The sequence below is a fragment of the Streptomyces sp. NPDC107546 genome, assembly GCF_055639175.1.
Map to the genome: position 1 here is coordinate 55,378 of NZ_JBVKBA010000003.1, position 25,900 is coordinate 81,277.

Below are 25,900 nucleotides of genomic sequence, written 5' to 3' on the forward strand. Positions count from 1 at the left end.
CACGCGCGCGTGGGAGCTCGCAGGCACACCGGGGCGCACTCACCGGAGCTTGGGCACAGGCGCCACGCGGTGACGGCGGCCGGGAGTCACCCGCACGGACCGCGTCCCGAGCGCCCCGGGCCGTGCGGTCGCACGATGGGGACATGCCGAACCGTCTCTCGAAGCGCGCCGCCGCCGTGGCCGCCGCCGCCGTGCTTGTGTCCTCCCTTCTGACGGGCTGCGCCAGCGGCTTCGTGGACGGGGAGCTGTCGAGTCAGAAGCTGATCTGGAACAACTGCCCGGCGCCGTCCGCGTCGGAGGGCGGCGGCACCGCCCCCTCGCCGCTGCCGAACGGTGGACGGTGGCAGTGCGCGACCATGAAGGCGCCCCTGAACTGGGACGACCCCACGAGCGGCACCATCGACATCGCGCTGATCAGGGTGAAGGCCAGCGGCCCCCCGAGCAAGCGGATCGGTTCCCTGGTCTTCAACTTCGGCGGCCCGGGCGGCTCCGGTGTCAGCGCGCTGCCCGCCTTCGCGCAAGACTACGAGACCCTGCGCACCCGCTATGACCTGGTGAGTTTCGACCCACGCGGGGTCGGCCGGAGCGCGGGCGTGAAGTGCGAGGACGACCAGCAGCTCGACGCTTTCTTCCAGCAGGACGAGACACCCGACAACGCGACCGAGCTGACGGCCTTCCTGAACAGCACCAAGCAGTTCAACAACGCCTGCCAGAAGCACTCCGGCAGGGTGCTGCCCTATGTGCGCACCACCGACGCGGCACGCGACATGGACCTGCTGCGCCAGGTGCTCGGCGACAAGAAACTGCACTACTTCGGCATCTCGTACGGCACCGAACTCGGCGGTGTCTACGCACACTTGTTCCCCAAGAAGGTCGGGGGGGCCGTGTTGGACGGGGTCGTCGACCCGACGCAGAACCCGGAACAGAGCGCGCTCGCCCAGGCCAAGGGCTTCCAGCTCGCGCTCGACAACTACGCCCGGGACTGCACCTCCAAGAGCACCGGATGCCCGGTCGGCCGCACCCCGCAGGATGTCGAGAACCGGATCGTCGCCCTGCTGAAGAGACTCGACACCAAGCCGATCCCCGGGATCTTCCCCCGCCGGCTGACCCAGACCGCCGCGACCAACGGCATCGCGGAGGCGCTGTACTCCAAGGACTTCTGGGGCTATCTCACCGAAGGGCTGCAGCGGGCCTACGCGGGCGACGGGGAGGTGCTGATGGTGCTCTCGGACGCGATGAACGGGCGCGACGAGAACGGCCACTACAGCAACCTCATCCCCGCGAACGTCGCCATCAACTGCGTTGACGAGAAGCCGCGGTACACGCCTGCCGACGTGAAGGCCAAACTGCCGCAGTTCCGGGCCGTCTCCCCGGTGTTCGGCGACTTCCTGGCCTGGGGCATGCTCAGCTGCACGGGCTGGCCGGTGGCGGGAGCCGTCAGCCATCCGAACGTGAGCGCGCCCGGCGCCCCGCCGATCCTCGTGATCGGCAACACCGGCGACCCGGCCACCCCCTACGAGGGCGCCAAGAGGATGGCGGAGGCGCTGGGCAAGGGCGTCGGCGTGGAGCTGACGTACAAAGGTCAGGGGCACGGCGCCTACGACAGCAAGAACAAGTGCGTGCAGAGCGTCGTGAACGGCTACCTGCTGAACGGAAAGGTCCCCGCGGCCGGCACCGTGTGCACCTGACCGACGCTCCTGCTCCCGACCGCTCCTGCACCCGAGCCACCCGAATCCCGCCCCCCAGGCGGAAATCCCACCCGCATTACGGAAATCCCCAGGTCAGATGGTTATCCACAGGCTGGCGCGAGCTCCCCTCGACCCGCCTACGATGGCCTCATTGCTTTCCGCGGCATCGAGCGGGGAGCGGATGAGGGGGTGCACAGATGTCACGTTTCCCACGGTGGACGGCCGCGATCGCCGCCGCGCTGCTGGTGGCCGGCTGCGGTGGCGCTTCGTCCGGCGGAGGCGGGACGTCCGGGCTGCCCTCCTCGCTCACCTCGCAGAAGCTCGACTGGGGCCGCTGCAAGGGCGCGTCGGCGCCGAGCGGCGACTGGCAGTGCGCCACGCTGAAGGCACCGCTGGACTGGGCGAAGCCGGACGGTGAGACGATCGGCCTGGCCCTGATCAGGTCCCGGGCCGACGGAGGCAACCGGATCGGCTCACTGCTCTTCAACTTCGGCGGTCCGGGCGGCTCCGGGGTGTCCATGATGCCGTCGTTCGCGAGCACGGTCTCCACCCTGCACGAGCGGTACGACCTGGTGAGCTGGGATCCTCGCGGCGTCGGGGCCAGCGGGGGGATCCGCTGCCGCAGCGACCAGGCGATCCACGCCGCCGAGAGCATCGACGTGACACCGGACGACACCGCCGAGGAGAAGGCGTACCTCGATGACGCCGCCGCTTTCGGCAAGGGCTGCGCGGAGGCAGCCGGAAAGCTGCTCGGGCACGTCTCGACGACCGACACCGCGCGGGACATGGACCTGATGCGCCAGGTCCTCGGCGACCGGACGACGCACTACTTCGGCATCTCGTACGGCACCGAACTGGGTGGCGTGTACGCCCACCTGTTCCCGAAGAACGTGGGGCGCATGGTGCTGGACGCCGTCGTCGACCCCACCGCGGACAGCGTCGGCCACGCGAAGAACCAGGCCCTCGGGTTCCAGCGCGCGCTGGACGACTATCTGAGGTCGACGGGGCAGGACCCGAAGCAGGGCTCCACGAGGATCGCCGAGTTGCTCCGGCGGATCGACGCGAAGCCGCTGCCGACATCGTCGGGCCGGGAGCTCACCCAGACACTGGCCGTCACCGGCATCGTGCTGCCGCTCTACAGCAAGCAGAGCTGGCCCATGCTGACCAGCGCCCTCCAGGCGGCCGAGTCCGGCGACGGTTCCGGGCTGCTGACGCTGGCCGACGACTACAACGAGCGGGACCCGTCGGGCCACTACGGCACCACGACACACGCGCAACGGGTCATATCGTGCCTGGACGACAGGCAGCGGCCGACACCCGAGTCGGTGAAGAAGCTGCTGCCGGAGTTCGAGAAGATCTCACCCGTCTTCGGCGACTTCCTGGGCTGGGACACGGCCGGCTGGTGCCACGACTGGCCGGTGGCCGGAGAGTTCGACCACCCGGTGGTCAGCGCTCCGGGAGCCGCGCCGGTGCTGCTGGTGGGCAACACCGGGGATCCCGCGACTCCCTACGAGGGCGCCCGGAAGATGGCCGACGGGCTGGGCAAGGGTGTCGGAGTGGAGCTCACCTGGAAGGGGGAGGGCCACGGAGCGTACGGAAGCGGGAGCACCTGCGTGGACTCCGCGGTGAACGCGTATCTGCTGAACGGAACCGTGCCCAAGGATGGAACGGTCTGTTCATGACGACGGCGGGGGCTTCGGACACCCATGGCACCGAAAGACCCCCCCCGTCGCAAGCAGGAGATGAGCCGAGGCTCAGTACACCGGCAAGTCAGGCCGCATACGGCATGACCTGCGCGTTTCCTGCATCCTCACCCCTCCTGGGCCGTCGTGGGGCCGTGCCGCGGCAAGCTTCACCCGCCAATGGACCAGGCCGGACAGGCAGCGCAATCCGCTGTGACCGTCATGGGTCCCGGGCGTTAAACCAGTGGCCTCCCCGTAGACGAACCTCATAGCTTGTGCGCTCGTGACTGATGATCCGACGATGCGCCCGAATCGACATGACCTCGGCCGGGTGTTCAACGATGTGCCAGAGCTCTACGACCGGGTCCGGCCGGGGTACCCCGACGAGCTGTTCGCGGACCTTGTCGCCGTCACAGGCATGGACGAAAGGTCGTCGGTGCTGGAGGTGGGCTGCGGTACCGGTCAGGCGACGCGCTCGCTGGCAGCGTTGGGATGCTCATTGACCGCCATCGAGCCGGGCGCGGACATGGCCGCACTCGCTCGCCAGCAGATCGCCTCCTTCCGCAACGTCGAAGTCGAGACGTCGGCGTTTGAGGAGTGGGACGACCGCGGTAGACGCTTCGACGTTCTCGTGGCTGCGTCGTCGTGGCACTGGGTCGACCCGGCGATTGGATGGCCGCGAGCGCACGACATGCTCTATCCCGGAGGCTGGATGGCATTGCTCGGCAACGTCGTTGTCCGTCGACCGGGAGAGCCGGAGGTGTACGCCGAGACCGCCGATCTCCACGAGCGGTTCTGCCCCGGGAACCCCGGCTGGGGTCATCCGCCGCTGGAGGACGATGTGCGCGCCACCGACGAGGGTTGGGGCCTGGTCGACGATCCCGGGGGATTGTTCGGCCCAACGATCGTGCGCTGGTACCCGACCGTTCAGTGGTTCGACGGGGAAGGCTTCGCCGATCTCCTTCGCTCGACGTCGCTGTATCGGGGGCTCGACCGCGACGTCCGTGAGCCCCTGCTCGACGCCATCGCCGAGCGCATCCGCACACGGATGGGCGACCGAGCATCACGCCGGTATCTGAGCGTCCTCCGTGTCGGCCAGCGCGCCGAGTGAATCGAGGCTGCCAAGCCGAAGGACTCATCGGTGCTCGCGAGGTAGAGGGCGAAGCCCCGGGTACTGGCGGATCCGCCGTAGCGCAGACGCATCTGTTCGCCGTCATTCAATCGAGGCGTTCGACAGCGAACCCAGTCGTTCAGGCTTCCTTGTCAGCGAACCTGGTCGCTCTTCGGCCCGATGCCTTTGATCCTGGTCGGAATTCCCTCCGGGGCGAACGAGTGGTGGAAGGTGAAGGCGTGCGGCGCGGAGCCGTGGTCGTGGAGGTGTTCCAGCCTGGAAACCCCGTCCTGCCAGGTGGGTATCACGCCGTCGGAGACCCACCAGATCACGTAATTTGGGTGCCCTGTCCGCTCGAACCAGTCGTAACGCCTGTTCAGCGCCGCACGGTGCAGACCGGTGTAGACGGCGTCGAAGGCGGGGCGCAGGTCGGTCCAGAGTGAGAGGGTCGCGGCGAGGGCGGTGGTTTCCACTGTACGGCCCTTGCCGTACCAAGTCGGTACGGCGAACTCTCCCCATGCACCCCAGTCCGCCTCGAAGAGCATGCCCCGGTCACCGTCTGCCGCTTCAGCACGAGCGAGGTACCCGGGGTGCTGACTGATCTTCCGGTAGACGGCCTCACCCCTGTCGTAGAACTCGCGCGTGAGAGGTGCGGGATCGGCGAGAGGTGACTTCAGGACGCCGAATGTGTACAGCGCAAGATGGGGCATGTGTCTCTCCCTGGTCGGGGTGCCTGGTGTGGACCCGGTTCGGTGGCTTACGCATGGGGGCGAGGATCCGTGGGGCGTGACCGACTCATCCCGTCGCGGGTGGCTCAGCCTGAAGGAACTCCTGTGCGACCGTGGGCGATCGCCGAACACCAGGTGAAGGTAGCCGCCTCCGCGGGCCATGTCGAAGTTGCGTTTTCCCTGTCCAAGTGGCCTCTTGCACCGGTCATTGCGGGGGCTGGGGCGGTGACGGGCGCGGCAGGCTGCGGGGTACCAGTGATCCACTTCAGCCGATCGGTTCGCCCGCCATGCCCGTCCGCACCCCCTGTCCGACAGCCCCGAGTGCCGCCGAACGCGTGCGGTTGAAGAAGATGGCCCACGGCCACAAGACCGAGCGCCGGCTGCGGGTGCGTGCACAGGCGGTGCTGCACGCCGCGCACGGACGCTCCAACGCATGCATCGCCCGGAAACGGGGCTCAATAGCCAGTACGGCGGAAGAGTGACACTGTCAGCCCCGGGCCGTCCCTGGGCCGTGCGAAGTCACCCGACGCCGACCGACAACGACAGAAGCCCACGGCATCTGAGCTGGTCAGAGCCGTGGGCTTCTTCTGTCTCGCTGGTCAGCCAGCAGGCTGATCAGTACACCGGCTTGTGCGGCTCGATCTGGTTGACCCAGCCGATCACGCCGCCGCCCACGTGGACGGCGTCGGAGAAGCCCGCCGACTTCAGGACTGCGAGGACTTCCGCACTGCGGACACCCGTCTTGCAGTGCAGGACGATCTTCTTGTCCTGCGGGAGGGTCTCCAGGGCGGTGCCCATCAGGAACTCGTTCTTCGGGACCAGCCTGGCGCCCGGGATGGAGACGATCTCGTACTCGTTCGGCTCGCGGACGTCGATGATCTCGATGTTCTCGCCGTCGTCGATCCACTCCTTGAGCTGCTTGGGAGTGATCGTGGAGTCGGCGGCCGCCGCCTGGGCCTCCTCGGAGACGACGCCGCAGAAGGCCTCGTAGTCGATGAGCTCGGTGACGGTCGGGTTCTCACCGCAGACCGCGCAGTTCGGGTCCTTGCGGACCTTGACCTGGCGGTACTGCATCTCCAGGGCGTCGTAGATCATCAGTCGGCCGACCAGCGGCTCGCCGATGCCCGCGAGAAGCTTGATCGCCTCGTTCACCTGGATGGAGCCGATGGACGCGCACAGCACACCGAGGACGCCGCCCTCGGCGCAGGAGGGGACCATGCCCGGCGGCGGGGGCTCCGGGTACAGGCAGCGGTAGCAGGGGCCGTGCTCCGACCAGAAGACGGAGGCCTGGCCGTCGAAGCGGTAGATCGAACCCCACACGTACGGCTTGTTCAGCAGCACGCACGCGTCGTTGACCAGGTAGCGGGTCGCGAAGTTGTCCGTGCCGTCGATGATGAGGTCGTACTGGCTGAAGACGTCCATCACGTTGTCGGCCTCGAGCCGCTCCTCGTGAAGGACCACGTTCACGTAGGGGTTGATGCCCTTGACCGTGTCGCGCGCCGACTCGGCCTTGGAGCGGCCGATGTCGGACTGGCTGTGGATGATCTGCCGCTGCAGGTTCGACTCGTCGACCTCGTCGAACTCCACGATGCCGAGCGTTCCCACGCCCGCCGCGGCCAGGTACATCAGCGCCGGCGAGCCCAGACCGCCGGCGCCCACACAGAGCACCTTGGCGTTCTTCAGCCGCTTCTGCCCGTCCATCCCGACATCGGGGATGATCAGGTGGCGGGAGTACCTGCGGACCTCGTCTACGGTGAGCTCGGAAGCCGGCTCGACCAGGGGTGGCAGCGACACGGGGACTCCGTTGGTCGGTCAATCACTACGGTTGTTCTCCTGGTAACACTGCCACGCCTTTCTTCATTCCGAGACACCCGTTCCGAGACGCGAGACGATGTCGTCCCAGTAGCCGGGCATGGTCTCCCAGGGGACGGTGCGGCCGCCGCGGTCCGTGCGGTCGGTGAACCAGATCGTGGCGGCGCCCTGCCAGCGGGCGATGCGCAGCGCCTCCTCGAGGTGGCCGCGGGGGACGCCGTGCACGAAGTGGCAGAAGCGCTCGGGCGCATGCTCGGCCGTCCACTCGGCGACCTGCGACCAGCGGTAGTCGCTCCAGGAGCCGGAGAAGGTGACCAGCTGGTCGGCGTGTTCGGCGTATCCGGGATACGGGTGGCTGCCGTGGCCCAGGACGATGTGCCCGAGGCCGAGGAGCTCGCGCAGCGCGGTGACCGTGCGGCCGGTCTCGGGAAGGAGGGCGCGTTCGGTGGGGCAGCGGTCCAGGAGGAAGCCGTCGACCTGGTACCAGTCGAGATACCGGTCCGCCTCGGAGATCAACTCGCCGAAGGAGCGGGCGCCCCAGACGACGTCGAGGTGACCGAGAACACGGACGCCGGCGGTGTGCAGCCGCCCCGCGGCCTGCAGGCAGTGCGGGTCGGGCCGGGTGCCGGGTCCGTTGCTCACGTTGAGGGCGGCCCAGTGCACGGGGGTGCCCGGACGGGCGAGTGCGCCCCACTCCTCGGGCGCGAGCAGGGGGTGCGCATAGCCGGGGGTGCCGAGGCCCAGGCCCAGGTCGGTGCTCGCGGTGCTCGCCGGGGTGTTGGTCAGATGCGGCATGCCGCCTCCATCCAGATGTCCGCGAGGGACTCCTCGAGGTTGATCCGGGGCCGCCAGCCCAGCCGGTCGCGGGCTGTGCGGACATCGGCCTGCTGCCAGCTGCCGCAGCCGTCCGGGTAGGGATGGGCGACCGGGACGGCGTGCTCGGGGTCGCCCCGGTGGTGGCCGAGGACCGGCCGCACCGGGCTGGGCGGGCCGTCGAGCTCGTGCAGGGCGCCGCCGTAGCCGGCCACGCGGGCGAGGACGGCGGCGGCGTCACGCAGGCGCACGGCGCGGCCCGAGCCGATGTTGATCACGCCCTGGGCGGCGGAGAGGGAGGCGGCGTGGACGGCGCGGGCGACGTCGCGTACGTCGACGAAGTCGCGCTGGACGCCGAGGCCGCCGAGCTTGAGTTCGCCGTCGCCGGACTGCATGGCGCGACGCAGGGCTTCGGCGAGGCGGCCGAGCGGGGATCCGGCGGGGGTGCCGGGCCCGGCGGGCGAGAACACCCGGAGCACGACGGCGTCCAGCCCGGAGCCGAGGACGAGTTCGGTGGCGGCGAGCTTGCTGACGCCGTACGGGCCGCCGGGGCGCGGGACCGCGTCCTCGGCCGTGGAGGAGCCGGGCTGACTGGGTCCGTACTCCGCGCTGCAGCCGATCTGCACCAGGCGGGCCCCGCAGCCGCTGCGGCGCAGGGCCTCGCAGACGGTGGCGACGGCGACGGTGTTGTGCCGGGTGAGTTCGCGGGCGCCGCCGCGGATGGCACCGGCGCAGTTGATGACGACTCCGGGGTGTACGGCGTCCAGGAAGCGGGTGAGTGCGCCGGGGCTGCCGGCGGCGAGGTCGAACCGTACGTCGGCGTCGTCGCCGCGTCCCAGCGCGGTGAGTTGCACGGCCGGGTCGGCGAGCAGGCGGTCGGCGACGAAGCGGCCGATGTATCCGTTGGCTCCGATCAGCAGGACCCTCATCGGGCGGCTCCCGGGGCGGACTCTCCGGTTCGGGAGGTGATCATCTGGCGTTTCTCCTTACGAGGGTGGTGCCGTGGGATGAGAGAGGCCCCGCGGTGTCGGCCCCGCGGGAGGGGTGCCGGGGACCGGGTCCCGGGCGGCGGTCGCGGCTCCATGACGTCCCAGTGGCCATGGGCCGACGGCTCAGGGTGATCCGGGCGGCCGGGCATGGGCCGAGGCCCGGGTCAGGGTGCGGATCGCGTGGATCAGCAGGGTCAGGGCGGCCAGCGCGCAGACGAGGGCCGGTACGGCCTCGGCGCCCCAGGCGTCGGTCAGGGTCTCGACCGGCGTGACCAGCGTGGAGCAGCCGGGGAGCCGGGCGGCGAAGACCGTGGCCAGAGCGGTCGCCTCGACGGCGGACGCGATGCCGAGGACGACGGTCGGGGCCCGCCCGGCGCCGTGGACGGCGAGCAGCCGGGCGAGCAGCAGGAGCGCGCCCAGGACACCGGCTCCGACCGGGACGGCGGGTTCGCCGAGGAGGGCTCCGGTGAGCGCGAGCAGTGCGGCGAGAGCGGCCAGGAAGAGTGCGAACACGCCGAGGAACAGCGGGGTAACGGAGGCCGCGAACTCCTCAAGGCCGCGGCTCGCGGCGAGTCTGCGGCGGGCGTGGACGGAGAAGAGGCGGGCGCACCAGGCGGCCGGGCCGCAGGCCACAGCGAGGGCCAGAACGGGCGCGGTGGCCAGGGGCCGGAGGCTGTCGGGGCCGCCGTCCAGGGCGGCGCGCAGCAGGCCGTCGCCGAGGAAGGCATAGGCGAGCAGCCAGCATGTCCACACGCGCGCGGCGGCTGAGGTGGCGTGAGCAGGGGCGTGCAGCGGCCCACGGCCGAGTGCCACGCGCAGGCCGAGCGTGACGGCGAGGGCGCCGAGTACGGCGACGGCGAGGTGGGCCCGGCCCTCGGTGGCCCGCAGGCCGAGGACGGCGGCGGTGCACAGGGCGCCCGGGAGCAGGGCGAGGACGGTCCACGCCCGGTGCTCGCGCTCGCTGCCCCTGGGGGCGGGGCGCGGTGCGGGCCGGTCGTCGTCGCGGGGTACACGCGCGTACATCTCCTCGGCGAGCGCGAAGACGTCCCGGTGCCGGTAGCGGGCGGCGGCCCGGTCGGTCAGTCCGTGGGCCTCCAGACCGGCCGCGATCTCCAGCGGGTCGACGGCCCGTTCGCACAGCTCGCGGTGCCGGTGCATGAGCGCCTTGACGGGGTCGGCGGCGCCTCGGCGGGCGGGGGGCTTACGGGTGGGGTCCGCGCTCCCGGCGTCCGCAGCGCGCACGACACCGGCCGTGTGGGGCGCAGCCTCCGCCGCGACGGCTTGGGGCGCACGGTCCGCCGCGACGGCCCCTGTGCGCGCCTGCGTCGTCTCCTCCGCGCTCGCGTACGCCCCCTCCGCCTCCAGGTCCCATTCCTCGGGCCTGGTGTCCCAGGCGTCGGAGCGGGCCCGTTCGCCCACGTCTCTCACGTCTCTCATCGCGCGCCCTCCGCTGCCGGAACGGCTGCGTGCGGCCGCATGGCGGCGCGTACGGGTGTGGTCGCGGCGTCCTGCGCGCATGCCCAGCGGGGTCGGGCGCCGGGGAGCCGGGGCTCGGTCCAGCGGCCGGGCAGATGGGCCTCCGCGGGCGCTCCGAAGGGCAGGGGTTCGCCCGTGTCGTCCACCACGACCCGCCGTACCGGCGCATGGGAGACGATCTCCAGGTAAATGCCGTGAAATGCCGCCACGTTCTGCTCGACGGTGAACAGTTCGAGGGCTCGTGCGCGGGCGGCCGCGCCGAGGCGCTCACGGCGCGCGGGGTCGCGCAGCAGCGCCAGGCACGCCTCCGCGAGCGCCCGCGGGTTGCGCGGCGGGACCACGAGGCCGGTGCCGCCGATGACCTCCACCACCGCGCCCACATCCGTGGACACCGTCGCGCGACCGCAGAACATGGCCTCCACCAGGCTGATCGGAAACCCTTCGACGACGCTCGACAGGACGACGACCGCCCCGGCCGCGTAGGCCTCCGCCAGGTCGGGCACCTCCGGGCCGCCGATCTCCTCGAAGGACACCGGGTTGTCGCCGACGGCGTGCACGCCCTCCGCCTCGTCCGGGAACAGCTGCGCGGCCAGGGCCCTGCACTGTCCGAGGTACTCCGCCCCCTCGGCGTCCGCCGCGGTCCCGACGACACGCAGCCTGGCCTTCGGCTCCACCTTGCGGATCTCCGCGAAGGCGTGGAGCAGGCAGACCAGGTCCTTGGCGGGTTCGACCCGGCCGACCCAGACCAGGGTGTTCGGGTCGGCACGGTCGGCGGCCTCGCCCACCTCCGTGAAGCGGGACGCCTCCATGCCGGGGTAGACGGTGCGCAGCTTGGCGCGGTCGGCACCGCACCGCTCCTGCCAGCGCCGGGCGTGGGCGTTGCCGGGCGTGACGCAGGCGGCCCGCCGGTAGACCTCGGCGGCCAGCCGGCGCTGGAAGGAGGCGAGCAGCGCGCGCACCGGGCGCGTCTCGTCCGTCGCGCCGAGGTAGTGCGCCCGCAGCCGTACTCCGTACTCGGTGACCAGCAGCGGAATGCCGGCGAAGTGCCCGGCGAGCAGCCCGGGCAGGGCCGCGGCGGCGCCCGACGTGGCGTGGCAGAGGTCGACGGAGCCGAGTCCGTCGTCCTCGTACCAGTCGAGCGAGAGGGGGCGCAGGGCGCGTTCGACGTATGCGGCCACCTCCAGCAGGTCGGGGACGCCCGCCGCACGCGCCGCCCGGAGGGCGCCCGGCGCGCGGCAGGCGCCCTCCAGGGCACGCACGGGGGCCTCGGAACGCAGCGCGCGGGCCAGTCCGCCCTCGTCACGGGCGAGTTCGGCGAGCGCGTAGAGAGCGCTGCCGAAACGGTCCGCCTCGGGGCCGACCTGTTCGGACGCCCCTTGCGGCGCCCCTGGTTCCGTTCCCGCGCACAGGGCGGCGGCCAACTCCCCGTACGCCTCGGTGAACCGCCGCCGCGCCCGGCGCCCGTACGCGACCCCGTCGTCCTGCGCGGTCCACAGGGGTGCCGTGCGTACCCGGCCGACGTGCGGCGGCAGCGGGATCCAGCCATCGGCCTCCTGCCGCTCGGTGCGGCAGAGCGCGTAGACGTCGAACTCGTGCTGCCGAAGTCCGCGCACGAGCCGGTCGCACCAGAGCCTGGCGTCACCGCTCACATACGGATAGCCACCCTCAGTAAGCAGTCCGATGCGCACGTGTGCACCCCCGATCTCCCGTAGGGAGCCGCCGTCGTCCGGCGGCCCGCAGCGGGACGAACGTACGCGGACGGGGCGGTGGCGCGACGGACGGTTGTCCGTCGCGCCACCAAAAGGGGTGAACGGGCGTAACTTTCCCGCACAGGCAGCGTTCGATCACGCTAGGCCCTGTCGTCGAACTCCCGTCGTTCGCCCGGAGGCCGGTTCATGGCTCACTTTCGGCCGTACGGCCGGTCACGCGGCGGTGAGCTCCCTGCGAGCGGTGCGCCGTTCGGCCGCGACCGCCGGATCCAGCGCGGGGACGGCCGCAAGGAGCTGCTTGGTGTACGGGTCCCCGGGCGACTCGTACACCTCGTCGGTGCCGCCGTACTCGACGACGCGGCCATGCCGCATCACCGCGACCCGGTCGCTGACCTGACGCACGACGGCGAGGTCGTGCGCGATGAACACGAGTGCCAGCCCGAGTTCGCGCTGCAACTCGGCGAGCAGAGCCACGACCTGCGCCTGGGTGGTGACGTCCAGCGCGGAAACCGGCTCGTCGCAGACGATGACGCGCGGCTTCGCGGCGAGTGCCCGCGCGATGCCGACGCGCTGGCGCTGGCCACCGCTGAACTCGTGCGGGTACCGCTCGTACTGCGCCCCGTCGAGGCCCACGCGCTCCAGCAGTTCGCGCACGCGCCCCCGGATGCGGTGCTCGTCGCGTTCCCCGCGGGCCCGCAGCGGGTCGGCGATGGACTCGCCGACGCTGCGCCGGGGGTTGAGGGAGGAGACGGGATCCTGGAAGACCATCTGCACGGCCGGGTCCGCCCCTGTCCGCCTGGTGCCCCCGTGGCGGACCTCGCCGGCCGTGGGTTCCAGCAGCCCGACCAGCATGCGCCCCAGGGTGGTCTTTCCGCTGCCGCTCTCCCCCACGATGCCGAGCGTCTCGCCGCGCCGCACGGTCAGCGACACGTCGTCGACGGCCGTCGACTTCCGTCTGCCGCGGCCGAACTCGCGGCGCAGTCCCACCGCCTCGAGGACGATCTCGTCCGACGCGGCGCTCTCCTCGACACGCGGCGCGTCCACCCGCGGCACGGCGCCCAGCAGTTCGCGGGTGTACTCCTCACGGGGCTCCCCCAGCACGGTCGCGACAGCGCCGTGCTCGACGGCCCTGCCGTGCCGCATGACGAGCACCTCGTCGACGCTCTCCGCGGCGACGCCCACGTCGTGCGTGACGAGGAGCAGCCCCATCCCGGTCTCCTCGCGCAGGGTGTGCAGCAGGTCGAGGATCTGGGCCTGGACCGTCACGTCCAGCGCGGTGGTGGGCTCGTCGGCGATCAGCAGGTCGGGTTCGCAGGCGAGTGCCATGGCGATCAGGGCGCGCTGGCGCATTCCGCCGCTGAACTCGTGCGGGCGCGAGCGGGACCGTCGTGCGGCGTCCGGGATGCCCACCCGGTCCAGCACCTCGACGGCACGCGTGCGTGCCGCACGCCGGGACGCGCGCGTGTGCACCCGGTGCACCTCGGCGATCTGGTCGCCGATCGCGTAGTACGGGTCCAGGGACGACAGCGGGTCCTGGAACACCATCGCGGCTCTGCCGCCGCGCAGCCGCCTCAGGTCGTCGTCGGACGCCTGCCCGACGTCGGTGCCGGCGACCCGGATCGAGCCGGTCACCCGGGCGCCCGTGCCGCGGTGCAGACCGAGGAGCGCGGAGGCGACGGTCGACTTGCCGGAGCCGGACTCGCCGACGAGACCCAGGGCGGCGCCCTCGTCAAGCCGGAAGGAGAGGCCGTCGACGGCGCGCAGGGAGCCGAACTCGACGGTCAGGTTCGTGACTTCCACCAGGCTCATGCGAGTACCACCCGTCGGTCGGCCACCGCGTACAGGACGTCCGCGACGGCGTTGGCCAGGACCACGAAGAAACCGATCACCAGGACCATGCCGACGACGACCGGCAGGTCGACGACCTTCACCGCCTGGACCAGTTCCTGTCCGATGCCGGGCAGTCCGAAGAGCGTCTCGGTGAGCACCGCGCCGCCGACGGCCGAGCCGAAGGTGACGGCGTTCAGGGAGATGACGGACGCGAACGCTCCGCGCAGCGCGTGCCGCGCGATGACCGAGCGCTCGCCGACCCCGTAGGCACGGAACGTCCTGATGTGGTCCTCGGCCAGTGTCTCCAGCATCGAGGCCCTGGTCAGCCGGGCGAAGTTGGCGGCTTCGATCAGGGCGAGCGAGAGCCAGGGCAGCAGCAGGTTCCACGCCCACTGCTCGGGATCGTCGGTGAAGTCGACGTACTGCGGGAAGGGCAGCAGCTGGAGCTGGCCGCAGATGACGATCATCAGGATCAGGCCGATGACGAACACGGGTGTGGCCACGCCGGCGAGCGTGATCGCGGTCAGCGCCCGCTCGGTGACCCTGCCGCGCCGCCAGGCGGACAGCACACCGGTGCCGATGCCCAGGAGCAGCCAGATCACCATCGCGCCGAGCACCAGCGAGAAGCTGACCGGCAGCTTCCCCAGGATGAGGTCGGTGACCTGCTGGTCGCTCTGGTACGACAGGCCGAGGCAGGGCGCCGGGCAGTGCTCCACGGACGTGCCCGTCGAGTAGTCCTGGCCGGCGAACAGGCCCTGGAGGAAATGCCAGTAGCGCACGTACAGCGGGTCGTCGAGTTTGAGCTGCTGGGCGACCTGGTGCACCTGTTCCGGCGAGCAGCGCGGTCCGCAGGTGATCTGGGCGACGTTGCCGGGGGTCACGTAGAAGACGACGTAGATGATCACTGAGAGGGCGAGTAGGGTGACCAGCGCGCCGACGACACGGCGCAGTACGAAACCGCCGAAGCCGCTCATGCCCGGTCCTCCTTCCGTGCGGCCGCGTCCGCCCTGGCCTCCCGCTTGCGTCCGGTTCCGACACGCAGACGCGAGGCCGCGCGCGGGTCGAGCGCGGTACGGACCCCGTCACCGAGGACGGTGAGCGCGAAGACGGTCACGAAGAGCGCGCCCGCGGGCAGCAGCAGGTACTGCGGGGCGGCCTGGTACCAGACGTCGGCCGCGGTGAGCATCTGCCCCCACGACGGCGTCGGGGGCTTCACACCGACGCCGAGGAAGGACAGGGCGGCCTCGACGGAGATGTTCTGCGGCACCAGGAGCGCGGCGTACGTGATGACGGGCGCGGCCAGGCCGGGCAGCAGCTCGCGGCGGCCGATCCGGACGGTGCTCCAGCCGCTGAGCCGGGCGGCGGAGACGTAGTCGAGCCCCTTGAGCGTGAGCGTCTGGGCTCTCACCATCTTCGACAGCGTGCCCCAGCCGGAGACCAGGCCGACGATGAGCGCGACGAGCACCGGCCGCGGGAAGCTGCTCGGGACGATGGCCAGCAGCGCGAGCGCCATGATCATCAGCGGCATGGAGATGAAGATGTCGGTGATCCGGCTCAGGACCAGGTCGACCCAGCGGTTGCCGAGTCCGGCCGCGATGCCCATGACGACACCGAGCAGAACCTGCACCACCGTGGCGGCGAGTGCCACGCCGAGCGAGACCCGCGCGCCGTACACGAGCCGCGCGAACAGGTCGCGTCCGGTCTGCGGTTCGACACCGAGCCAGTGGTCGCCGCTCATGCCGCCGAACGACCCTATGGGGACACCGCCGCGCGCCGAGTCGATGAGCGTCGGGTGGTACGTGGTCGGATCCTGGCCCTCGAGCGCGGTGAGCAGCGGCGCGGCGAGTGCGACCAGGACGAGCAGCGCGACGACGGCCGCGGCGACGAGGACGGCGCGCTGTGCCCGCAGCCGCCGCCAGAACAGACGGGCCCCCGAGGCCGCCGGGACGGGTACGTCCGTCCCGGCGGCCTCGACGGCGACAAGTGCCTCGCTCACGGTGCTACTTCACCGCTACCTGCGAGATGTCCAGAACACCGGTCCAGTCACTGATCACGATGTTCTTGACGTCCTTGCCGTACAGGCGCTTGTACACCGGGTGGAACAGCGGCACGACCAGGGCCTGCTCGCCGATCTTCTTGTCCAGTGCACCCCAGCGCTCGGCGGCGGCGTTGAGATCCGTCAACTTGTTGATCGCGTCGATCTCGGCATTCACGGACTTGTCGTTCAGCAGGCCGGTGTTGAAGTTCGCGCCGTCCTTGACGATCTGCCGGCCGTCGAAGATCGGGGCCAGGAAGGGACCGCCGGAGGGCCAGTCGGCGCCCCAGTGGGCCAGGAAGAAGCCGGGCTCCGTCTTGACGCTGTGGATCTTGTCCTTGTAGTCGTTGTTCTCCAGACCCTGCAGTTTGACGGTGATACCGGCCTTCTTCAGGGCGTCCTGGACGGCGGTCGCGATCTCCGGGCTGGTCTCGAAGTTCTTGTCGTTGGAATGCGTGAGGGTGATCGTGAGTCCGTTCGCGTAACCGGCCTCCTTCAGCAGCTCCCTGGCCTTGGCCGGGTTGCCGGTCGCCCCGGCCGGGAAGGGGTCGTACGACGTGTAGCCGAAGGACTTCTGGTCGGGGAGGAAGGTGGTGGCGGGTTCGGCCAGCGAGGAGCCGCCCGCCGCGTTGATGACGGACGACCGGTCGATGGCGTACGAGATCGCCTGCCGCACCTTGGCGTTGTCGAACGGCTTGATGGTCGGGTTGAACGCGATGTAGTTCGTGTAGCCGAAGTGGCCGGTGCCGACGCGGGCGGCCAGCTCCTTGTCGCCCGTCACCTTGGCGAGTTCGGCCGGACCGAGGTTCGTGTCCGTGGTGACCGCGGCGGCGTCCGTCCCCTGGGACGCGGACAGTCGCTGGTTGATCACCGAGGAGTCGAGCCCGGAGCGTACGTCGATCTTGTCCGGGTAGGCCTTGCGCTGGTCGTCACCCGACCAGTACGTGTTGCGCTCCAGGATGAGCCGCTCGCCGTCGTTCTGGTTCTGGACGACCTTGTACGGGCCGGAGGAGATCGGGTGCTCCTCGTACTTCGTACCGGTGTCCTTGGCCTTCGGGACGGGCGTGAACTGGGTCTGCGTGGCCAGGTACGGGAACTCGCCCTCGGGCTTGTTCAGGTGGAAGACGATGGTCCGGCTGTCCGGGGTCTCGATCGCGTCGAGGCCCTTCTTGTCCTTGTACGGGCCCTGGTAGTCCGCCGCGCCGACCAGCCAGTCCCTGAGGTAGGGGGCGCCGCCGGAGAGTTCGGGGGCGAAGGAGCGCTCGATGCCGTACTTGATGTCGGCTGAGGTGATCGGCGTGCCGTCCTCGTACTTCAGGCCCGTCTTCAGGGTGTACGTCCACACGGTCGCGTCCTTGCTCGGGCGCCCGGTGTCGGTGGCGAGGTCCGGGACGACCTTGGTCCCGGCGGCGCCGTTCGCGCGGTTGCGCGTGGTGAGCGTGCGGAAGACGAGGGAGGGGACGTTGCCGCCGCCGGAGGTGTACAGGCGGGCCGGGTCGAAGTCCTGCTGCGGATCGGAGTTCAGGACGGTCAGCGTGCCGCCCTTGTGCGGCGTGGAGTCGCCACCGGAAGCCTTGACACCGTTGTCCTTGGGCCCGCAGGCGGCGACGCCCGCTGCCACGACCAGGCTGACGGATGCCGCTGCCACACGGCGCGCTGTGACGGACGGTTGACGCATCGGAATGACGACCTCTCGGGATCATCTCGCATGGCGAGACGGATTAGCGAAAATGTGAGACAAAACTGGTCAGACGTCTGCCTCGGCGCCGGGTCGTCGAAAAAACACGAAACGGTCGGCACATGCCGACGGGTCACGGAAGATGAGGTCGCGACGCGTACGCCTGAGGCGGGCGTCAGCGACAGTGGATGTCGGCCACGCAGAGCGCGGTCACGCCGATGAGCGCCAGCTCGATGGCGGCGCGACGGGGGGCATGACGGGGCGACATGGGCAGCAATATGAACGAACTTTCAGCGCGTGTCAATGTGACGAGAGCTGCGCCCGTCAACTCCCGGGGTAGGGCCAGGGATTGGGACGGCAGTGGATGCCGTCGTGGTCGAGGAACTTGGTCTGCTGCTGCATGACCGGGGCGAGCTCGCCGTTCTTGTCGCAGGTCACATGGCCGTAGCCGAGGCGGTGGCCGACCTCGTGGTTGATCAGCATCTGGCGGTAGGCGTGAATTTCGTCACCGTACGTCGTCGAGCCCTGCGCCCAGCGGTAGGCGTTGATCATCACGCGCTCGGTGGAGGCGGAGTCGCAGGAGACGTTGTCCTCCGTGGTGTCGAGGCCCGACTTCGCGCACCAGGCGGCGGTGGTGCCGGGGCTGGCCAGCGTGATCACGAAGTCCGGCTTGCCGGTGTGGATGCGCTCGAAGGTGCGGGCGCCGTTGTGCGCCCAGCTGCGGTCGTCGTTGAGGGTCTTCTGCACGGCCTGGGCGAAGAGTTCGCCGTCCAGACCGAGGCCCTTCTCGACGTCCACGCGGTAGGTGTACTTCCGTCCGGTGCCGGGTGCCTTGGCGGTGCCGGGGACCGCGGAGAACGTGCCGGGTCCCTTCAGCGTGGCGCTGAGCGGGTACGTCCTGTCCATCGCCTGCTCGTACGTCAGCGGCACGGCCCCGGGCGAGACGGAGACGGTGGGATCGGCACCGGTGACCGGACCGGAGGTGTCGCGGGCCTGGTCCGTGGCGGCCCGGGACGGTGCGGCGGCGCGGTGCTGTCCGGCGAGGAACTGGCCGGCGACGACGACCGCGAGCACGGTGGTCACGGCGGCGGCCACGATCCCGGCGTACGAACGTCCCCTGCCGCCCCTGCCGCGTGCGGCCTCACCGGTCCCGGTGGGCGACGCGGTCTCCTCGGTCTGGGCGCCGGGGTGGCGTTCTTCGGCCAGGGGTGCGTGCGGGGCGCGAGCGGTGCGGCGCGGAGTGAAGACGTCCTCGTCCTCGTCGAAGGCGTCGAGGTACTCCTGACGGGGGCCGGGCTGCGACCGCTGCCGCGGGATACGGGGGACGACACCTTGGCGCGGCGCGTCCTGAGCCGCACCGGCCTCGAAGTCTCCCCAGGCGCCGCCGCCTTCGCGATGCTCCGGGTGACCGCCGCGGGCCTGAGGGGCGCCGTCGGGAAGGCGGGGCACTCCATGGGCGGGTGTGCCGTCGGCGAACCGCGGAACGCCTCGGGCGGGCGTCCCGTCGGCCGTACGACGCGTGCCGCCGACCGCCCCGCCCAGTGGGGAACCCAGCGCCGCGGATATGCCCGGCCCCACCTCCGTGTCACCGCTCGTGCTGTCGCCCCGCCCCTTGCGGCTGTGTCGTCCCACGCCGCGTCTCAGCTCCCCGTGTCCGCCGTGCCGGTGTCGTCACTCGCCGCGTCCTGCAGGGGGGTCCCGGTGGCCTGCATGGAGGCCCCCGTGGAGGTCCCGCCCGTCGCCGCCGAACCCCCGCTCGCCGAGCCCGCGCCCGACTCGCCCGCGTCCGCGACGAGTTCGCGGAACGCCGCGGCCACCACGTCCGGGTATTCCATCATCGCGACATGCCCGGCCTCGGGCAGCGTCAGCAGGCGGGAGTCGCGGAAGGCCCGGGCCGCGCGCTGGGCCATGCGGAAGGACACCAGCTGGTCCCGGCCGCCGTAGACGAGCAGCGTCGGGGCGAGGACCCGCTCCGCCTGGCGCCACAGCCCGTGCTGTCCGCCCAGCGTGTAGGCGTTCACGATCCCGCGTGCCGAGCGTGCCATCGCGTCCCAGAAGTAGGGCAGCCTCAGCCGCCGCTCCATCTCCTCGACCGCGTTGCGGAAGCCCTGCGGCGTGACCCGTCCGGGGTCGCCGTAGCACAGCGCCATGACCCCGCGGACGCGCTGTTCGGCCGTCCACTCCTTGGTGTACCGGGTGAACAGGGCGGCGACCCCGGGCAGCGCGAGCAGGCCCGTCGGGATGGCGCCCCGCTGGATGAGGATCTCGGGGAGCGCGGGCGAGACGAGCGTGAGCGTGCGCACGAGATCGGGGCGGACGGCCGCCACGCGCGTGGCGACGGCTCCGCCCATCGAGTTGCCGAACAGGTGCACAGGACCGCGTCCGGCCCCGTCGAGATAGCGGATGACCGCACGCGCGTGCCCGGTGACGGAGTAGTTGCCGTCGTCCGGCGGCGGCGAGTCGCCGAAGCCCGGCAGATCGACGGCCTCGCCGTCCACATGCCCGTCGAGCAGCGCCATGAGCGCCGACCAGTTCTGGGAGGAACCCCCGAGTCCGTGGACGTACAGCGCGGGCGGCAGCCCCTCGTGCCGCGGTGGTCTCGACCTCACCGTCAGCGTGATCCCCGGCAGCGCCACCGACCTGAGCCGCTCGCCTTCCTCGACCCTGACGGGTGCCACCTTCGGGAGAACATTGGCGGCCGCGACGGACGGCAACTCGGTCGAAGACATGCGGCAATGTTACGAGACGATCACGCAGTGGTTCGTGTGTTCGCTGTCACAACGACTGCGGTCCGCCCTTCGGATCAGGTCGGGCGACGCCCGGCCGGAAGCGTTCCCTGCACCACGCGGAGCCTCTCCTCACACATAGCGTCCGGATCCTGTGTCTCCTAGGCTCGTAGCAGGGCACCCGCATATGGACCCCGCCACTTCAGGGACGTTCCAGGAGTTCCAGGAGTTCTAGGAAGGGAGCCCATCATGGCCGTAGACCCCACTGATCCCGAGACGTTCGAGGACGAGGCGAACGACGCCGCCGAACTCGACGTGGAGGCCCCGGAGAACGACGCTGCCGAACAGCACGCCGAACTGGCCCCCGAGCGGGACGAGACCCTGTCCGGGGACGACATCCTGCGCGCCAACGAGGCGGACCTCGCGGAGCAGGCGCGCATCGTCGCCCTGGACGAGGACGACTACCGGTGAGCGCTCGGAGGGCGGCCAGATCGGTGAGGCACGACGACCACGCCAGGTAACGGAACGAGTGCGTAAGGTGAGCGGTCGCGGTCCGCCACGCGGTGCCGGGGCGTCCGTTCGCCCGCCCTGCCCGTGAATGGCGCGTTCCGCACGGCTTTCGCCGCCGTCCGGTCCGTGAAATTCTGCGTTCGCACCGCGCACAGCAGGGTTACCGAAAAGTACGATGGCGGCGCGGCGCACACCGCATGTGGACGATTTTGGGAGGCGGCGTGACAGCCATCGAGCAGACAGAGGCGGCACGCCCGCGGGGCACGCGCCTGCCGCGCCGTGCCCGACGGAACCAACTGCTGGGCGCCGCGCAGGAAGTTTTCGTGGCGCAGGGCTACCACGCGGCCGCGATGGACGACATCGCCGACCGCGCCGGCGTCAGCAAGCCGGTGCTCTACCAGCACTTCCCGGGCAAGCTCGACCTCTATCTGGCCCTGCTGGACCAGCACTGCGAGGCCCTGCTGCAGGCGGTTCGGAATGCGCTGGCGTCGACGACCGACAACAAGCAGCGCGTGCGGGCCACGATGGACGCGTACTTCGCGTACGTGGAGGACGACGGCGGCGCCTTCCGGCTGGTGTTCGAGTCGGACCTGACGAACGAGCCCGCGGTGCGTGAGCGCGTGGACAAGGTCGCGAACGAATGCGCGGAGGCGATCTGCGACGTGATCGCTGAGGACACCGGTCTGTCGCGGGCCGAGTCGATGCTGCTGGCATCGGGGCTCGGCGGCCTGGCCCAGGTGGTGGCGCGCTCCTGGCTGCACAGCGACCGCAGCGTGCCGCGCGACCAGGCGGTCCAGCTGCTGACCTCGCTGGCGTGGCGGGGCATCGCCGGCTTCCCGCTGCACGGGAGCGAACAGCACCACTGACCCCTCGGGGACCGATCGACGCCGTACGGCCCCGTCCGGACACCACCGGGCGCGGCCGTACGGCTGTTTTGTTCCCGGCGGGTGTTCGCTCCTGGCGTGCCGGAGCGGAGCGTGTACGTCCCCTCACCGGGCTAATGTGTGCTGGTACGGCGCGGACGGCCGCGCACATCACTGACCGTCGGAGGGACAAAGCCGTGGAGGTCAAGATCGGCGTGCAGCACGCGCCCCGCGAGATCGTTCTGGAGAGCGGGCTGAGTGCCGAGGAGGTCGAGCGCGTCGTGTCCGAGGCGCTGGCCGGCAAGTCGCAGCTGCTGTCCCTGGTGGACGAGCACGGCCGCAAAATCCTGGTCCCGACCGAGCGTCTCGCCTACGTGGAGATCGGCGAGCCCACCCCGCGCAAGGTGGGTTTCGGCGCGCTGTAGTTCCGGACGGAGCAGCGGAAGGGGCCCGGCGGTCGGTGTACCGCCGGGCCCTTTGCGCCGCCCGGGGAGCGTGCCGCTCGGGGAACACACAGTCGGAGCACATCCGCCCCACAGGGGATGATTGTGTTCCGCGCGCCGCGGGTAATACCGGCTACGACCGATTTGCCCTGGCAGCAGCCGTGCGGGAGGGAACCTCGTCATGCTCTTGGAAGCGCTCGGCTCCGCCGTCCTCGGGCTCGCCCTGGCGTGGGTGGCCGTACGTCGGCTGCCGCACCGTCTGCCCAGCCGTGTCCTGGTGCTGTCGACGGGTACGGCGGGAGCGCTCTTCGGCGCGTTCCTCACCCACAGCGCGCTCGGCCCGGCGGGTCTCCTGGTGATCCTGGCCGGGGCGCTGGTGGTCTCGGCGGCGTCGCTCTCCCTGCTGCTGAGGCCCGCGGAAAGATTTCGCCGCCGCTCGGCGACGGCCTGAGGGCCGCCGCCGGGGCCGACCCGAAGCCGGCCGCCGCAGACGGCGACGGCCGGGACACCTGTGGTGAGGTACCGGGTGGTCCGCGCCGTACGGCCGACCGCCGCCGAGGCGTACGGTGACGGCCGGACGGACAGCATGCTCGGCCCGGGCACCCCGGCGGCCGGCGCCAGGGGGTTTCAGGCAGCCAGCCCCAGCGCCGCCATCCGCTTCGTGTGGGCCTCAGTGATCCTGGAGAACATCCTGCCGACCTCCGCGAGGTCGAAGCCGTCCGCCACACCGCCCACCAGCATGGTGGACAGCGCGTCCCGGTCGGCCACCACCCGCTGGGACTGCGACAGCGCCTCGCCCATCAGCCGCCGTGCCCACAGGGCGAGCCGGCCGCCCACGCGCGGCTCCGCGTCGATCGCGGCGCGCACCTTCTCCACCGCGAAACCGGCGTGCCCGGTGTCGTCGAGGACGGCCAGGACGAGTTCGCGCGTGTCGGTGTCGAGGCGGGCCGCGACCTCGCGGTAGAAGTCACTCGCGATCGAGTCGCCCACATACGCCTTGACGAGCCCCTCCAGCCAGTCAGAGGGCGCCGTCTGCCTGTGGAAGCTGTCGTACGCCGCCACGAACGGCTCCATCGCCTCCGTGGGCTCGGCCCCGATCTCCTTCAGCCGGTCCCGGATCCGCTCGAAGTGGTGGAACTCGGCGGACGCCATCTTCGCCAGCTCCGCCTTGTCCGTCAGCGTCGGCGCGAGCTTCGCGTCCTCCGCGAGCCGTTCGAACGCCGCCAGCTCCCCGTACGCGAGCGCGCCCAACAGGTCCACGATCGCGGCACGGTACTGCGGGTCGGCGGAGGCGGTCGCCCAGTCCTGGGCGGCCACTCCGGTGGGTCCGGCGGGGGCCTCGGGGCTGTCGGGGGCGTTGTCAGGCGTCGTCATGAAGCGCACAATAGCCCGCTCACCGGCGCCTGGAAGTCCCTGGTCAATCAGTGTGATGACGGCTACGTGACCGAATCGGCCACCGCGAGTGCGCGATTCCGGGGTATGGTGGTAATGCGCCTGCTGAGTGCGTACGTCTATGAAGACGGCGTATCTCGACGGGCCGCATGTATGAGGATGCCCGGTCGGTGGCCCGATCGGCTCCGACCCGACAGCCCTCCTCGGGCGTACGGCACCTTGCGTACGCGTTCGGAGGGACCCTCAGCGGTACGAGCGCTGGAGCGTCGGCGTGGTCCCGTGCCACAGGCCCGTCCCCCAAGCAGGCCGACGTCATCCGGCACGGTCACGACCCCCCCGCTCGCCTCGCGCCGCCCACACAGAAGAGGCAGCACCCTGACTACGACTTTTCGAGAACTCGGAATCCTTCCCGAGACGGCCGAGGCCCTGGAAGCCGTCGGCATCATCAATCCCTTCCCCATCCAGGAGATGACGCTCCCCGTAGCCCTCTCCGGCACCGACGTCATCGGTCAGGCCAAGACCGGTACCGGTAAGACGCTGGGCTTCGGACTCCCGCTCCTCGAGCGCGTCACCGTCCCCGCCGACGTGGAGGCGGGCCGCGCGAAGCCCGAGGCGCTCACCGACGCGCCGCAGGCGCTCGTCGTGGTCCCCACGCGCGAGCTGTGCACCCAGGTGACGAACGACCTGCTGACCGCGGGCAAGGTGCGGAACGTACGGGTCGTCGCGATCTACGGCGGGCGGGCCTACGAGCCCCAGGTGGAGGCCCTGAAGAAGGGCGTCGACGTGGTCGTCGGCACCCCCGGACGGCTCCTCGACCTCGCCGGGCAGAAGAAGCTCAACCTGAAGCACGTTAAGTGCCTCGTGCTCGACGAGGCCGACGAGATGCTCGACCTCGGCTTCCTGCCCGACGTCGAGAAGATCATCGACATGCTGCCGGCCAAGCGGCAGACCATGCTGTTCTCGGCCACCATGCCGGGCGCGGTCATCGGCCTGGCGCGTCGCTACATGTCCCGGCCCACGCACATCCGCGCCACCGCGCCGGACGACGAGGGCGTGACGGTCGCGAACATCAAGCAGTTCGTCTACCGCGCGCACTCCATGGACAAGCCGGAGATGGTCGCCCGCATCCTGCAGGCAGAGGGCCGCGGACTGGCGATGATCTTCTGCCGTACGAAGCGCACGGCAGCCGACATCGCCGAGCAGCTGCAGCACCGTGGCTTCGCCTCCGGCGCCGTCCACGGCGACCTCGGCCAGGGCGCCCGCGAGCAGGCCCTGCGTGCCTTCCGCAACGGCAAGGTGGACGTCCTCGTCTGCACCGACGTCGCCGCGCGCGGCATCGACGTCGAGGGCGTGACCCACGTCATCAACTACCAGTCCCCCGAGGACGAGAAGACGTACCTGCACCGGGTCGGCCGTACGGGCCGCGCGGGCGCCAAGGGTACGGCGATCACGTTCGTCGACTGGGACGACATCCCGCGCTGGCAGCTGATCAACAAGGCGCTGCAGCTGGACTTCAACGACCCGGTGGAGACGTATTCGAGCTCTCCGCACCTGTTCTCCGACCTCGGCATCCCCGAGGGCACCAAGGGCGTCCTCCCGCGCTCGGAGCGGACCCGCGCCGGGCTCGCGGCGGAGGAGCTCGAGGACCTCGGCGAGACGGGCGGCCGGGGCTCGCGCGGCCGTCGCTCCCCGGGCGCGTCCGCGGAGGGCGAGCGTCCGGAGCGCACGCCGCGTCGTCGGCGCCGTACGCGGAGCGGTACGCCGCTGGACTCGTCGGCCACCACGGACACGGCCACCACGGACACGGCCGCGACGGAGGCGACCGAGTCGGCGGAGCGCCGTACCCCCCGCCGACGCCGCCGCATGCGCGGCGGTGCGCCGGTGGAGGCGACAGCGGCACCGGTCACGCCGGTGACCGCGGAGCCGGCCGCGCCGGAGGCCACGGAGGCTGCGGAGACGGCCGTGGAGACGGTCGAGGCCACGGAGACGAAGCCGCGCCGCCGCACCCGCAAGACGGCCGAGCCCGCCCCGGTCTCGCCCGAAGCCACCGCTGCCACGGAAGCACCCCCGGCTGCCGCCGAGACCGCCGTCGACACCGCCGAGGCCACGGAGGCCAAGCCCCGCCGCCGCACCCGCAAGACCGCCGAGACGGTCCCGGCCGCCGACGCCGCGCCCGAGGCCGCCGAAGCCGTCGACACTGCCGAGGCCACCGAGGCCAAGCCCCGCCGCCGCACCCGCAAGACCGCCGAGACGGTCCCGGCCGCCGACACCGCGACCGAGACCACCGAGGCCAAGCCGCGTCGGCGTACCCGCAAGACCGCCGAAGCGGCTCCGGCCGCCGACGCCGCGCCCGAGGCCACCGAGGCCGTCGACACTGCCGAGGCCACCGAGGCCAAGCCCCGCCGCCGCACCCGC

General features: G+C 71.1%; 22 protein-coding genes. 8 read left to right on the plus strand and 14 right to left on the minus strand.

The window, feature by feature from the left end:
• The first annotated feature begins 143 nt into the window (after nt 1-143).
• The 3 genes from ACZ7L1_RS05090 to ACZ7L1_RS05100 all read left to right on the plus strand — a co-directional run bounded on the left by ACZ7L1_RS05090 (nt 144) and on the right by ACZ7L1_RS05100 (nt 4,481).
• On the plus strand, nt 144-1,688 hold the full coding sequence (locus ACZ7L1_RS05090; protein ID WP_471434296.1) for an alpha/beta hydrolase: 1,545 nt from the start codon (nt 144-146) through the stop codon (nt 1,686-1,688).
• Between the two features lie 197 nt (nt 1,689-1,885).
• A complete protein-coding gene (locus ACZ7L1_RS05095) occupies nt 1,886-3,370 on the plus strand; it encodes an alpha/beta hydrolase (protein WP_471434298.1) in 1,485 nt (494 codons plus the stop codon).
• A 283-nt stretch (nt 3,371-3,653) separates the two neighbouring features.
• Nucleotides 3,654-4,481, plus strand: coding sequence for a class I SAM-dependent methyltransferase (locus ACZ7L1_RS05100; RefSeq protein ID WP_471434299.1), 828 nt, complete (start codon nt 3,654-3,656; stop codon nt 4,479-4,481).
• Between the two features lie 152 nt (nt 4,482-4,633).
• On the opposite strand, the gene ACZ7L1_RS05105 is transcribed toward ACZ7L1_RS05100, so the two are convergent.
• From ACZ7L1_RS05105 to ACZ7L1_RS05165, 13 genes are all read right to left on the minus strand, one after another.
• On the minus strand, nt 4,634-5,191 hold the full coding sequence (locus ACZ7L1_RS05105) for a DUF3291 domain-containing protein (RefSeq protein WP_471434302.1): 558 nt from the start codon (nt 5,189-5,191) through the stop codon (nt 4,634-4,636).
• 633 nt (nt 5,192-5,824) lie between these two features.
• Nucleotides 5,825-7,003: an adenylyltransferase/sulfurtransferase MoeZ gene (moeZ, locus tag ACZ7L1_RS05110; protein ID WP_471434304.1), complete on the minus strand. Its 1,179-nt coding sequence runs from the start codon at nt 7,001-7,003 to the stop codon at nt 5,825-5,827.
• A 63-nt stretch (nt 7,004-7,066) separates the two neighbouring features.
• On the minus strand, nt 7,067-7,816 hold the full coding sequence (locus tag ACZ7L1_RS05115; protein ID WP_471434305.1) for a spherulation-specific family 4 protein: 750 nt from the start codon (nt 7,814-7,816) through the stop codon (nt 7,067-7,069).
• Nucleotides 7,804-8,763 (minus strand): NAD-dependent epimerase/dehydratase family protein, encoded by a 960-nt coding sequence (locus ACZ7L1_RS05120; protein WP_388990998.1) that lies wholly within the window; start codon nt 8,761-8,763, stop codon nt 7,804-7,806. The genes ACZ7L1_RS05115 and ACZ7L1_RS05120 overlap by 13 nt, the downstream gene beginning before the upstream one ends.
• Before the next feature lie 183 nt (nt 8,764-8,946).
• Nucleotides 8,947-10,260 (minus strand): hypothetical protein, encoded by a 1,314-nt coding sequence (locus ACZ7L1_RS05125; RefSeq protein WP_471434307.1) that lies wholly within the window; start codon nt 10,258-10,260, stop codon nt 8,947-8,949.
• Entirely contained in the window at nt 10,257-11,987 is a 1,731-nt protein-coding gene (locus tag ACZ7L1_RS05130) for a DUF3492 domain-containing protein (RefSeq protein WP_471434309.1), read from the minus strand. The genes ACZ7L1_RS05125 and ACZ7L1_RS05130 overlap by 4 nt, the downstream gene beginning before the upstream one ends.
• A 234-nt stretch (nt 11,988-12,221) precedes the next feature.
• Nucleotides 12,222-13,817, minus strand: coding sequence for a dipeptide ABC transporter ATP-binding protein (locus tag ACZ7L1_RS05135; RefSeq protein ID WP_471434311.1), 1,596 nt, complete (start codon nt 13,815-13,817; stop codon nt 12,222-12,224).
• Nucleotides 13,814-14,812, minus strand: a complete 999-nt coding sequence (locus ACZ7L1_RS05140) for an ABC transporter permease (RefSeq protein WP_471434312.1) — start codon at nt 14,810-14,812, stop codon at nt 13,814-13,816. Before ACZ7L1_RS05140 ends, ACZ7L1_RS05135 begins: the two co-directional genes overlap by 4 nt.
• Nucleotides 14,809-15,834 (minus strand): ABC transporter permease, encoded by a 1,026-nt coding sequence (locus ACZ7L1_RS05145; protein WP_471434313.1) that lies wholly within the window; start codon nt 15,832-15,834, stop codon nt 14,809-14,811. The genes ACZ7L1_RS05140 and ACZ7L1_RS05145 overlap by 4 nt, the downstream gene beginning before the upstream one ends.
• Before the next feature lie 4 nt (nt 15,835-15,838).
• Entirely contained in the window at nt 15,839-17,551 is a 1,713-nt protein-coding gene (locus ACZ7L1_RS05150) for an ABC transporter substrate-binding protein (RefSeq protein WP_471434315.1), read from the minus strand.
• A gap of 175 nt (nt 17,552-17,726) precedes the next feature.
• The gene (locus tag ACZ7L1_RS05155) at nt 17,727-17,819 is read right to left on the minus strand and encodes an Ms4533A family Cys-rich leader peptide (protein WP_471434316.1); all 93 of its coding nucleotides are present in this window, start codon (nt 17,817-17,819) and stop codon (nt 17,727-17,729) included.
• Nucleotides 17,820-17,875: 56 nt separating this feature from the next.
• The gene (locus ACZ7L1_RS05160) at nt 17,876-19,183 is read right to left on the minus strand and encodes a DUF3152 domain-containing protein (protein WP_471434318.1); all 1,308 of its coding nucleotides are present in this window, start codon (nt 19,181-19,183) and stop codon (nt 17,876-17,878) included.
• A gap of 8 nt (nt 19,184-19,191) precedes the next feature.
• Nucleotides 19,192-20,280 (minus strand): alpha/beta fold hydrolase, encoded by a 1,089-nt coding sequence (locus ACZ7L1_RS05165; protein WP_471434320.1) that lies wholly within the window; start codon nt 20,278-20,280, stop codon nt 19,192-19,194.
• Between the two features lie 246 nt (nt 20,281-20,526).
• Here ACZ7L1_RS05165 and ACZ7L1_RS05170 point away from each other — a divergent pair, with 246 nt between their 5' ends.
• The 4 genes from ACZ7L1_RS05170 to ACZ7L1_RS05185 all read left to right on the plus strand — a co-directional run bounded on the left by ACZ7L1_RS05170 (nt 20,527) and on the right by ACZ7L1_RS05185 (nt 22,544).
• On the plus strand, nt 20,527-20,748 hold the full coding sequence (locus ACZ7L1_RS05170; RefSeq protein WP_471434322.1) for a hypothetical protein: 222 nt from the start codon (nt 20,527-20,529) through the stop codon (nt 20,746-20,748).
• Between the two features lie 260 nt (nt 20,749-21,008).
• Nucleotides 21,009-21,653: a TetR/AcrR family transcriptional regulator gene (locus ACZ7L1_RS05175; RefSeq protein ID WP_471434324.1), complete on the plus strand. Its 645-nt coding sequence runs from the start codon at nt 21,009-21,011 to the stop codon at nt 21,651-21,653.
• A gap of 194 nt (nt 21,654-21,847) precedes the next feature.
• Nucleotides 21,848-22,075, plus strand: a complete 228-nt coding sequence (locus tag ACZ7L1_RS05180) for a DUF3107 domain-containing protein (RefSeq protein WP_471434326.1) — start codon at nt 21,848-21,850, stop codon at nt 22,073-22,075.
• A 199-nt stretch (nt 22,076-22,274) separates the two neighbouring features.
• Nucleotides 22,275-22,544: a hypothetical protein gene (locus ACZ7L1_RS05185; protein ID WP_471434328.1), complete on the plus strand. Its 270-nt coding sequence runs from the start codon at nt 22,275-22,277 to the stop codon at nt 22,542-22,544.
• Nucleotides 22,545-22,720: 176 nt separating this feature from the next.
• On the opposite strand, the gene ACZ7L1_RS05190 is transcribed toward ACZ7L1_RS05185, so the two are convergent.
• A complete protein-coding gene (locus tag ACZ7L1_RS05190) occupies nt 22,721-23,476 on the minus strand; it encodes a ferritin-like fold-containing protein (protein ID WP_471434329.1) in 756 nt (251 codons plus the stop codon).
• Nucleotides 23,477-23,953: 477 nt separating this feature from the next.
• Between ACZ7L1_RS05190 and ACZ7L1_RS05195 the strand changes: the two genes are divergently transcribed.
• Nucleotides 23,954-25,900: DEAD/DEAH box helicase (locus ACZ7L1_RS05195; protein WP_471434331.1), on the plus strand; the 1,947-nt coding region annotated here is incomplete at its 3' end.

Excerpts from the sequence above, each read along its gene's own strand:
- ACZ7L1_RS05105 (WP_471434302.1), bottom strand. The coding sequence starts at position 5,191 with ATGCCCCATCTTGCGCTGTACACATTCGGCGTCCTGAAGTCACCTCTC.
- ACZ7L1_RS05155 (WP_471434316.1), bottom strand. The coding sequence starts at position 17,819 with ATGTCGCCCCGTCATGCCCCCCGTCGCGCCGCCATCGAGCTGGCGCTC.
- ACZ7L1_RS05140 (WP_471434312.1), bottom strand. The coding sequence starts at position 14,812 with ATGAGCGGCTTCGGCGGTTTCGTACTGCGCCGTGTCGTCGGCGCGCTG.
- ACZ7L1_RS05135 (WP_471434311.1), bottom strand. The coding sequence starts at position 13,817 with ATGAGCCTGGTGGAAGTCACGAACCTGACCGTCGAGTTCGGCTCCCTG.
- ACZ7L1_RS05125 (WP_471434307.1), bottom strand. The coding sequence starts at position 10,260 with ATGAGAGACGTGAGAGACGTGGGCGAACGGGCCCGCTCCGACGCCTGG.
- ACZ7L1_RS05095 (WP_471434298.1), top strand. The coding sequence starts at position 1,886 with ATGTCACGTTTCCCACGGTGGACGGCCGCGATCGCCGCCGCGCTGCTG.
- ACZ7L1_RS05150 (WP_471434315.1), bottom strand. The coding sequence starts at position 17,551 with ATGCGTCAACCGTCCGTCACAGCGCGCCGTGTGGCAGCGGCATCCGTC.
- ACZ7L1_RS05115 (WP_471434305.1), bottom strand. The coding sequence starts at position 7,816 with ATGCCGCATCTGACCAACACCCCGGCGAGCACCGCGAGCACCGACCTG.
- ACZ7L1_RS05185 (WP_471434328.1), top strand. The coding sequence starts at position 22,275 with ATGCTCTTGGAAGCGCTCGGCTCCGCCGTCCTCGGGCTCGCCCTGGCG.
- ACZ7L1_RS05120 (WP_388990998.1), bottom strand. The coding sequence starts at position 8,763 with ATGAGGGTCCTGCTGATCGGAGCCAACGGATACATCGGCCGCTTCGTC.
- ACZ7L1_RS05090 (WP_471434296.1), top strand. The coding sequence starts at position 144 with ATGCCGAACCGTCTCTCGAAGCGCGCCGCCGCCGTGGCCGCCGCCGCC.
- ACZ7L1_RS05170 (WP_471434322.1), top strand. The coding sequence starts at position 20,527 with ATGGCCGTAGACCCCACTGATCCCGAGACGTTCGAGGACGAGGCGAAC.
- ACZ7L1_RS05165 (WP_471434320.1), bottom strand. The coding sequence starts at position 20,280 with ATGTCTTCGACCGAGTTGCCGTCCGTCGCGGCCGCCAATGTTCTCCCG.